This is a genomic window from Novosphingobium naphthalenivorans NBRC 102051, from assembly GCF_001590985.1.
Taxonomy (GTDB): Bacteria; Pseudomonadota; Alphaproteobacteria; order Sphingomonadales; family Sphingomonadaceae; genus Novosphingobium; species Novosphingobium naphthalenivorans.
On sequence record NZ_BCTX01000130.1, the window covers coordinates 1 to 7699 of the forward strand.

The 7699-nt window shown below is 62.6% G+C and carries 12 protein-coding genes; 9 read left to right on the forward strand and 3 right to left on the reverse strand.

Features of this window, described 5'->3' with window-relative positions; all coding sequences use genetic code 11:
* On the forward strand, positions 1–346 hold a 346-nt coding region (locus NN5_RS23315; RefSeq protein WP_067738880.1), incomplete at its 5' end, for a type II toxin-antitoxin system VapC family toxin.
* Positions 343–1983 carry a recombinase family protein gene (locus NN5_RS23320; RefSeq protein ID WP_067738883.1) on the forward strand — a complete coding sequence of 547 codons (1641 nt, stop codon included), beginning with the start codon at positions 343–345 and terminating at the stop codon, positions 1981–1983. The genes NN5_RS23315 and NN5_RS23320, both read left to right, overlap by 4 nt.
* A 39-nt stretch (positions 1984–2022) precedes the next feature.
* Here the strand turns inward: NN5_RS23320 and NN5_RS23325 are convergent, their stop codons facing one another.
* Both NN5_RS23325 and NN5_RS23330 read right to left on the reverse strand, forming a co-directional pair.
* Positions 2023–2397 carry a hypothetical protein gene (locus NN5_RS23325; protein WP_067738886.1) on the reverse strand — a complete coding sequence of 125 codons (375 nt, stop codon included), beginning with the start codon at positions 2395–2397 and terminating at the stop codon, positions 2023–2025.
* Entirely contained in the window at positions 2387–2587 is a 201-nt protein-coding gene (locus NN5_RS23330) for a hypothetical protein (protein WP_067738889.1), read from the reverse strand. Before NN5_RS23330 ends, NN5_RS23325 begins: the two co-directional genes overlap by 11 nt.
* 101 nt (positions 2588–2688) lie before the next feature.
* On the opposite strand from NN5_RS23330, the gene NN5_RS23335 reads away from it, so the two are divergent.
* A complete protein-coding gene (locus NN5_RS23335) occupies positions 2689–3327 on the forward strand; it encodes a S24 family peptidase (RefSeq protein WP_067738891.1) in 639 nt (212 codons plus the stop codon).
* A 58-nt stretch (positions 3328–3385) separates the two neighbouring features.
* Positions 3386–4063, forward strand: a complete 678-nt coding sequence (locus NN5_RS23340; RefSeq protein ID WP_067738894.1) for an MBL fold metallo-hydrolase — start codon at positions 3386–3388, stop codon at positions 4061–4063.
* Positions 4064–4073: 10 nt separating this feature from the next.
* Here NN5_RS23340 and NN5_RS23345 read toward each other — a convergent pair whose 3' ends face one another.
* Positions 4074–4466 carry an MAPEG family protein gene (locus tag NN5_RS23345; RefSeq protein WP_067738896.1) on the reverse strand — a complete coding sequence of 131 codons (393 nt, stop codon included), beginning with the start codon at positions 4464–4466 and terminating at the stop codon, positions 4074–4076.
* Positions 4467–4627: 161 nt separating this feature from the next.
* Here NN5_RS23345 and rpmF point away from each other — a divergent pair, with 161 nt between their 5' ends.
* The 5 genes from rpmF (at position 4628) to NN5_RS23370 (ending at position 7689) form a co-directional block, all read left to right on the forward strand.
* Positions 4628–4807, forward strand: coding sequence for a 50S ribosomal protein L32 (rpmF, locus tag NN5_RS23350; RefSeq protein WP_039284222.1), 180 nt, complete (start codon positions 4628–4630; stop codon positions 4805–4807).
* A 30-nt stretch (positions 4808–4837) separates the two neighbouring features.
* Positions 4838–5899 carry a phosphate acyltransferase PlsX gene (plsX, locus tag NN5_RS23355; RefSeq protein WP_067738899.1) on the forward strand — a complete coding sequence of 354 codons (1062 nt, stop codon included), beginning with the start codon at positions 4838–4840 and terminating at the stop codon, positions 5897–5899.
* Positions 5899–6867 (forward strand): beta-ketoacyl-ACP synthase III, encoded by a 969-nt coding sequence (locus tag NN5_RS23360; protein WP_067738900.1) that lies wholly within the window; start codon positions 5899–5901, stop codon positions 6865–6867. Before plsX ends, NN5_RS23360 begins: the two co-directional genes overlap by 1 nt.
* A gap of 115 nt (positions 6868–6982) precedes the next feature.
* On the forward strand, positions 6983–7279 hold the full coding sequence (locus NN5_RS23365; RefSeq protein ID WP_067738902.1) for an integration host factor subunit alpha: 297 nt from the start codon (positions 6983–6985) through the stop codon (positions 7277–7279).
* 14 nt (positions 7280–7293) lie between these two features.
* On the forward strand, positions 7294–7689 hold the full coding sequence (locus NN5_RS23370) for a MerR family transcriptional regulator (protein ID WP_067738905.1): 396 nt from the start codon (positions 7294–7296) through the stop codon (positions 7687–7689).
* Positions 7690–7699: the final 10 nt, after the last annotated feature.

Genomic DNA, 7699 nt, shown 5'->3' on the forward strand with positions numbered 1-7699 from the left:
TGAGGAACAACTGTTCCTCAGTGTCGTATCGCTGGCTGAATTGCGGCATGGGATCGAACGGCTCGATGACGGTGGCCGAAAGGCCGCGCTCGACGTCTGGCTGACAGAGCAACTGGCTCCCCGCTTCGAGGAGCGTTTGTTGCTGGTCGATCCCGGCACGGCCGATCAATGGGGCCGGGTGGTGGCTCGGACGCAATCCGCAGGACGGCCCATGGGCGCCATGGATGCCTTCCTTGCCGCACACGCACTCCAGCATCAGCTTACGCTGGTCACGCGCAATGTTTCCGACTTCGAGGCGGCCGGTGTTCGCCTCTTCAATCCCTGGACCGAAGGGAAGCAATCATGACCCGTGTCGCGCTCTATGCCCGCTATTCCTCGGACCAGCAGAACGCGGCCTCGATCGTCGATCAGCTGCGTATCTGCCGAGAACGTGCTGAGCGTGAAGGCTGGCAGGTCGTGGACACGTATGAGGATGCCGCGATCTCTGGTGCCAGCCTGGTCCTGCGGCCCGGTATCCAGGCGCTCATTCAGCACGCGCGGGAAGGCCAGTTTGATCTGGTGCTAACCGAAGCGCTCGACCGTGTCTCTCGCGACCAGGCCGATATCGCGACGCTCTTCAAGCATCTGCAGTTTGCAGGAATTCCCATGGTTACCTTGGCCGAAGGAGAAATCAGCGAACTGCATGTGGGCCTCAAGGGCACGATGAACGCGTTGTTCCTCAAGGACCTGTCGAAGAAAACGCACAGAGGGCTGCGCGGGCGCGTCGAGAAGGGCTTTTCTGCGGGTCCGGTTGGATACGGCTACCGTGTGGTGCGGCGCCTCACCAGTGAGGGCGAACTGGTGCGCGGAGAGCGTGCGATTGATCCGACCGAAGCGCACATTGTTCAGCGTATCTTCCGCGAGTTCGCCTCCGGCAAGAGCCCGCTCGCAATCGCGCGTGATCTCAATGCGGAGAGCATTCCCGGCCCCTCGGGCCGTCCCTGGCTTGACACGGCGATCCGGGGCGATGAGCGGCGCGGCGCCGGTATCATCAACAACGAACTCTACGTTGGTGTGCTGGTCTGGAACCACAAGCGCTACGTCAAGGATCCGGGTTCCGGAAGGCGGGTTACCCGGCTCAATCCCGAATCCGAATGGATCAGGGCGGAAGTGCCTGCCTTGCGGATCGTCAGTGACGACCTCTGGCAGGCGGCCAAGCATCAGCAAAAAGTGCTTGCCGAGCGCTACGCATCGGTCCGGCAGGCAGCTCAGGCCAGAGCCATGCACGCCCATGCGCTGCGCAGGCCTGCTTATCTTCTTTCCGGCCTGCTCGAATGCGGGGTTTGCGGCGGGACGTATGCCATCGTCGTTGGCGATCGTTACGGCTGCGTCAATCGCCACCGCAGTCACACTTGTACCAACGGGCGAACCATCAGGCGCGCGGAGCTTGAACGCCGGGCGCTTGCAGGCATCGCCGAGAAACTGGTCTCAGCGGACAAGGTCGAGGCGGCGGTGGCCGCCTATGCCGAACACATCAACCGGGAGAACCGCGAACGGCGCATTGAGGCCGAAGCGAACCGGCAGGCGCTTGCCCGGGTTGAGAAGGCCATCGCCGGAATTCTCACCGCGATCGAGGACGGGTTCTATCAGCCGTCCATGAAGGCCCGCATGGCTGAGCTGGAACGCGAGAAGGCCGAGATCACCGCACGCATGGTGGAGACGCCCCGCGACCTTCCCGATGTCCATCCTGGAATTGCCGAAATCTACCGGCGCAAGGTCGCACGCCTGGTCGAGACGCTCAACGATCCTGACACGCGTCTCGATGCTTCAAGCGACATCCGTTCGCTCATCGGAAGGATTATCCTTAATCCCGGCCAGAAGCGCGGACAGGTCCATGCGACGCTTCACGGCGAACTGATGGGCATTCTTGACTTCGTGAACGGTACGTCGCAGCCCGGGGCTGGCCGAGTTATAACAAAGGTGGCCTCGGGTTCGCGGGGATGACGAATTGTGAGGTGAACGTAATTTCCACCACAGACCGCATTAGCTGTCTTCCAGCAGGAGCAGTTCGGTTTCCACGGTCATGCGGGGAACCGGCAGCGTCTCGTGCACGACGGACGTGATCGCGGCATCGGCGACAAGCTGGCCGGTGATCGTGAATTCGTGATCGGGCAGGGCCTGCACATAGGCCTCGCCTCGCTGCACGGCATCGGCGCCCTGGAAGGCGAGGCCTATGGAGTGGCGCGATCCCGCGAACGTCGCGCTGGACCAGGGGTGTTCGGCATGATGCCGGAATTCGGCCTGCGGCCCCGCCAATTGCAGCACTTCGGTCAGCAGTCGCAGCCACGGGCCGCGCTGTTTCGGCGGGATCGTCGCGGTCGGAAGGCGTGTATCGCGGTCGATTGCGTCACTGTGCATGGCAGCTCTCCTGCTCGCCGGTGAGATAAGTGCTCATGAAGGCCTCGACGCGCGCAGCGGTGCCGTCGCGCGGGATTCGGCCATTGCGCAAATCGAATACGAAACGCGGGTCGTGCGCGGCGAGGCGTCCGAACTTGGTGCTGGGCATGTCCGTCTGGCGCAGGAAGCGTTCGATCTGGCGCAGGAGCATCTGGGCTGGTCCTTCCGGTGAGTCGGGGTTTAAATGTTCTCTAAATGTTCCAATTGAAATCCTACTTGTCTAGGAAATTTCCTTCACGTATCCGTTACAAGATGGAAAGCTCCGATCCCCGCCGGAATCTGATTGCGCTCGCCGAGGCGCGAAAGGTCAGTCTGGCCAAGCTTTCCCGCATGATCGGCAAGAATGGCAGCTATCTTCACCAGTTCCTGTACAAGGGCAGTCCGCGCAAGCTGGAAGAGACCGACCGGGCGACGCTGGCCCGTTTCTTTGGTGTCGATGAGGCCGAATTGGGCGCGCCGAAGGATAAATACCATGCTCCTGTCGAAAAGGACTGGATCGACGTTCCACGCCTGACGATCGGCGCTTCGGCCGGAGGCGGCGCAGTGCCGGAAGGTGAGGGGGCTTTCGACTCGATCCGGTTTTCCGCGCGCTGGCTGCGGTCGATGGGGCTGCAGGCGGATTCGCTTTCGGCCATCGCCGTCACCGGCGATTCGATGGAGCCGACCTTGCGCGATGGTGACGAGATTCTCGTCGATCGCAGTGCCGGTGCGTTGCGCGACGGCATTCATGTCGTGCGCCTGGAGGGCAACCTGCTGGTCAAGCGTATCGATACCGGCCGTCCCGGCCTGATCGTCCTGCTCAGCGACAATCCCGCCTACCGCCCGATCGAATGCGAGGCGGGAGAGGTGCAGGTGATCGGCCGCGTGGTCTGGAAGGGTGGGCGTATCTGACGGCGGAGTGCGGCCTGAGTGGTTGCATTCGCCGGGCCCTGCCGCCATTTCGATTCGCATGACCGAAACTTCCCAGCCGATGCGCGTCGGCATCATTCCCGTAACGCCGCTCCAGCAGAACTGCTCTCTCTTGTGGTGTACGAAGACCATGCGCGGCGCGCTGGTCGATCCGGGCGGCGATCTGCCCAAGCTGAAGCAGGCACTCGAAAAGACCGGCGTGACGCTGGAGAAGATTCTCGTCACCCACGGGCATCTCGACCATTGCGGGCAGGCAGGCGTGCTGGCCAGGGAAATGGGCGTGCCGATCGAGGGGCCGCAGGAGGAAGACCGCTTCTGGATCGCCCAGCTCGACGACGATGGACCGCGCTGGAACATGGAGGCGCATACATTCGAGCCCGACCGCTGGCTGGAGCAGGGCGACAAAGTCACGGTCGGCGAACTGGAAATCGATGTTCTGCATTGCCCCGGCCACACGCCGGGCCATGTCGTGTTCCATCATGCGCCCAGCAAATTCGCCATGGTCGGCGATGTGCTGTTTCAGGGCGGGATCGGCCGCTGGGACTTTCCGCGCGGCAATCTGGAGGATCTGGTGAATTCGATCACGCAGAAACTCTGGCCTTTGGGGGACGATGTGACGTTCGTCCCCGGCCATGGCCCGGTCAGTACTTTCGGTCAGGAGCGCCGCACGAATCCTTTCGTCAGCGATGCGGCGCTCGAACGCGGCCTGCCCGGTTAGACCTGTCTAATCAGAAGCGGCCGAGCGCGATCATCACGGCGATCGTCGAAAGGCCCAGCAGGGTAAGTGTCGTCACCAGGAAGCCCACGGCGCGCAGCGGGTTGGTGTCGTCCCTGTCCATGCCGAACGCATGACTGATGCGGGCCAGCAGATAGACCGAGCCGACAATGGCGAGCCAGGTGCCGCCTTTTCCGGTCATTTCGATCGCGGCGACCAGGAACAGCACGAAGGGCGTGTTCTCGACGAAATTCGCTTGCGCGCGCATACGTTGCATCAGCAGCGGGTTGCCGCCGTCTCCGTGCAGAATCTTGGCGTTGTAGCGAAGCTTGCCGGCGCGAAACGCCAGCCAGACGTTCATGACGGCAGCCGCCGCGGCAAGGCTGAGTGTCGTCTGCAGAATCATGGAATTAATCTCCCGTTGGGCGGCGCCGTACATGAGGCAGGGAGGAACGGGTTGCAACTCGTGAGAAATCGGTTATAGGCGCGCCTTCGCAAGCCGCCGTGCCCGCAAACGGTCACTGGCGGCGTTTTTGACAAATTACAGTTTCAGGAACAGGTGCCGAAATGGCTGTCCCTAAGAGAAAAACGACCCCGTCCCGCCGGGGTATGCGCCGCAGCCATGATGCCCTCAAGGCTGAAGCGTTCCACGAATGCCCGAACTGTGGCGAGCTGAAGCGCCCGCACAACCTCTGCAACGCTTGCGGCCACTACAACGGCCGTGAGATCGTCGCGGTCGAAATCTAAGACCCCTAAGACGAGTTTCGGAGAAAGCCCATGAGTTTGCCGCGTATCGCCGTTGATGCGATGGGCGGTGACGAGGGCGTGCGCGTCATGATCGAGGGCGCCGCGCTGGCGCGCCGTCGGCATGACCGCTTCAAGTTCCTGCTGGTGGGTGATGAGACGCGGATCAAGGCCGCGCTCGAAAAGCACCCCAACCTGCGGGCCAGTTCCGAAATTCTGCACACCGACGACGTCATCAGTGGCGAAGACAAGCCTAGTCAGGCTCTTCGCCGCGCCAAGACGACGTCGATGGGGCGTGCGATTGCGGCCGTCAAAAGCGGGGATGCCGGTGCGGCTGTAAGCGCCGGCAATACCGGCGCGCTGATGGCGATCGCCAAGCTGACGCTGCGCACGATGCCCGGCATCGATCGCCCGGCCCTGGCTGCTTTGCTGCCGACGCTGGGCGATAATGACGTCATCATGCTCGATCTCGGTGCCAACACCGAGTGCGACAGCCGTAATCTCGTGCAATTCGCGATCATGGGCTCGGCCTATGCCCGCATTGCCACGGGGCGCGAGGAGCCGCGCGTGCGGCTGCTCAACATCGGCACTGAGGAAATCAAGGGTACCGACCTGCTGCGCGATGCGGCGGCGACGCTGAAAGAGGCGGCGGGCGACCTGTCGATTTCCTTCGACGGTTTCACCGAGGCGGACAAGATGTGCCGCGGCGATGTCGATGTCGTCGTAACCGATGGGTTTTCAGGCAACATCGCGCTCAAGGCGGTCGAGGGAACGGCGCGTTTCGTGGGCGACCTGCTGCGCCGCAGCTTCTCCAGCTCGCTGCGCTCCAAGATCGGCTTCCTGATCTCGCGTCCGGCGACCGAACTGCTCAAGCATCATCTCGATCCCAATAATCATAATGGCGCTGTTTTCCTGGGTCTCAACGGCATTGTCGTGAAGAGCCATGGCGGCGCGAATGCCACGGGCGTGGCCAATGCCGTTGCTGTGACCGCGCGGCTCCTGGAGGAAAATGTGACCGAGCGCATCTCTGCCGACCTCGCCCGGGTGGGCGGGGACAACTGGCGTATGCCGCGCACGCAGGAAGAGCGCGCCTGATGATTCGGTCGGTTCTTCTGGGCACGGGTTCGGCACTTCCGCGTCAGGCCGTCAGCAATGCAGAGCTTGCAGAGCGTGTGGATACCAGTGACGAGTGGATCGTCGAGCGTACCGGCATTCGCAACCGCTATATCGCCGGTGAGGGCGAGACGACGTCCAGCCTGGCCACGGAAGCGGCGAAAAAGGCGATCGAGGCTGCCGGTATCGAAGCCTCGTCCATCGACCTGATCGTGCTTGCCACCGCAACGCCTGACCAGACCTTCCCCGCCACCGCGACGACCGTCCAGAGCAACCTGGGCTGCCGGGGCGGCATGGCGTTTGACGTTGCCGCCGTGTGCTCCGGTTTCCTCTACGCGCTGGGCGTTGCCGATTCGATGCTCCGCTCGGGCATGGCGAAGCGCGCGGTGGTGATCGGCGCCGAGACGTTCAGCCGGATCCTCGATTGGGAAGACCGCACCACTTGCGTCCTTTTCGGTGACGGGGCCGGTGCTGTGGTTCTTGAGGCTCAGGAACAGTCCGGCGACAAGCCGCGCGGCGTTCTGGCTACCCGCCTTCATGCCGATGGCGCGCACAACCAGCTGCTGTTCGTCGATGGTGGTCCTTCGACGACCGGCACTGTCGGCAAGGTGCGGATGAAGGGACGCGAAGTCTTCCGCCATGCCGTGGTGAACCTGGCCGAGGTTCTCAAGGAAGTGCTGGAAGAGACGGGGCTTACGACGGCCGATATCGACTGGCTGGTGCCGCACCAGGCCAATGCCCGCATTCTGGACGCGACGGCCAAGAAGCTCGACATGCCTGCTGACAAGGTCATCATGACCGTGGGACAGCACGCGAATACATCGGCTGCATCCGTTCCGCTGGCACTGGATCAGGCCGTGCGCGACGGCCGGATTGTCGAAGGCGATCTTGTCATGCTTGAAGCCATGGGCGGCGGTTTCACATGGGGTGCCAGCCTGATTCGAATGTAATCGGGCGCCTTCTGTGCGCGGTCACTCGTAATATTGTACCAAGTATTGCTTTTTCCCTGCTTTTTCCTATGATCGCTCGACTAGGGGTTGGCGCTCGAAGGGGAAAGCGGGCTACATGCGCTCCACGGAAACATTGACGAGGGCGGAAATCGCCGAGGCCATTCACAGGAAGCTGGGGCTTTCGAGGTCGGAGTCGCTTGCCATGGTGGAAGCGATACTCCAGCACATGACCACGGCGCTCGGTGACGGTGAGAACGTCAAGATCTCGGGCTTCGGCACATTCCTGTTGCGAGACAAGGGTGAGCGAGTCGGTCGCAATCCCAAGACGGGTGTGGAAGTTCCGATCACGCCGCGACGGGTGATGACGTTCCGGGCCAGCCAGATGCTCAAGGACCGTATTGCCGGAAGCTGATTGGCGGAGGCATTATGAACGGATTGCCGGAAGGTCTGGAATTCAACGACGGAAAGGCCGCGGACGCCTTGCGCACGATCGGTGAGGTCGCGCAGGCGCTGGGTATTCGTCAGCACGTTCTCAGGTATTGGGAAGAGCAGTTTCCCGCACTGCAGCCGATCAAGCGCAGCGGTGGCCGGCGGTACTACCGCCCGCAGGATGTGGCGTTGATCGTCGAGATCGACCGGCTCGTGCACCGCGAAGGCTATACGCTGCGCGGTGCCTGCAAGGCGGTTGCCGGAAAGTCGGCAACGCCCGTCCTGGCCGCAGATGCGGTTTCTTCACCGGTTTCAGGTTCGATGGATCGGGGTATCCGCGATCAGCTCGTGGCTATCCGCGGACAATTGGCCGAAGCGCTCGCTACGGCCTAGGGCCAATCGA

Bases quoted from the DNA above. Each gene is read 5' to 3' on its own strand.
- NN5_RS23345 (WP_067738896.1), bottom strand. From the start codon at position 4,466: ATGATTCTGCAGACGACACTCAGCCTTGCCGCGGCGGCTGCCGTCATG.
- NN5_RS23335 (WP_067738891.1), top strand. From the start codon at position 2,689: ATGGAAAGCTCCGATCCCCGCCGGAATCTGATTGCGCTCGCCGAGGCG.
- NN5_RS23320 (WP_067738883.1), top strand. From the start codon at position 343: ATGACCCGTGTCGCGCTCTATGCCCGCTATTCCTCGGACCAGCAGAAC.
- plsX (WP_067738899.1), top strand. From the start codon at position 4,838: ATGAGTTTGCCGCGTATCGCCGTTGATGCGATGGGCGGTGACGAGGGC.
- NN5_RS23370 (WP_067738905.1), top strand. From the start codon at position 7,294: ATGAACGGATTGCCGGAAGGTCTGGAATTCAACGACGGAAAGGCCGCG.
- NN5_RS23360 (WP_067738900.1), top strand. From the start codon at position 5,899: ATGATTCGGTCGGTTCTTCTGGGCACGGGTTCGGCACTTCCGCGTCAG.
- NN5_RS23325 (WP_067738886.1), bottom strand. From the start codon at position 2,397: ATGCACAGTGACGCAATCGACCGCGATACACGCCTTCCGACCGCGACG.
- NN5_RS23330 (WP_067738889.1), bottom strand. From the start codon at position 2,587: ATGCTCCTGCGCCAGATCGAACGCTTCCTGCGCCAGACGGACATGCCC.
- NN5_RS23365 (WP_067738902.1), top strand. From the start codon at position 6,983: ATGCGCTCCACGGAAACATTGACGAGGGCGGAAATCGCCGAGGCCATT.
- rpmF (WP_039284222.1), top strand. From the start codon at position 4,628: ATGGCTGTCCCTAAGAGAAAAACGACCCCGTCCCGCCGGGGTATGCGC.
- NN5_RS23340 (WP_067738894.1), top strand. From the start codon at position 3,386: ATGACCGAAACTTCCCAGCCGATGCGCGTCGGCATCATTCCCGTAACG.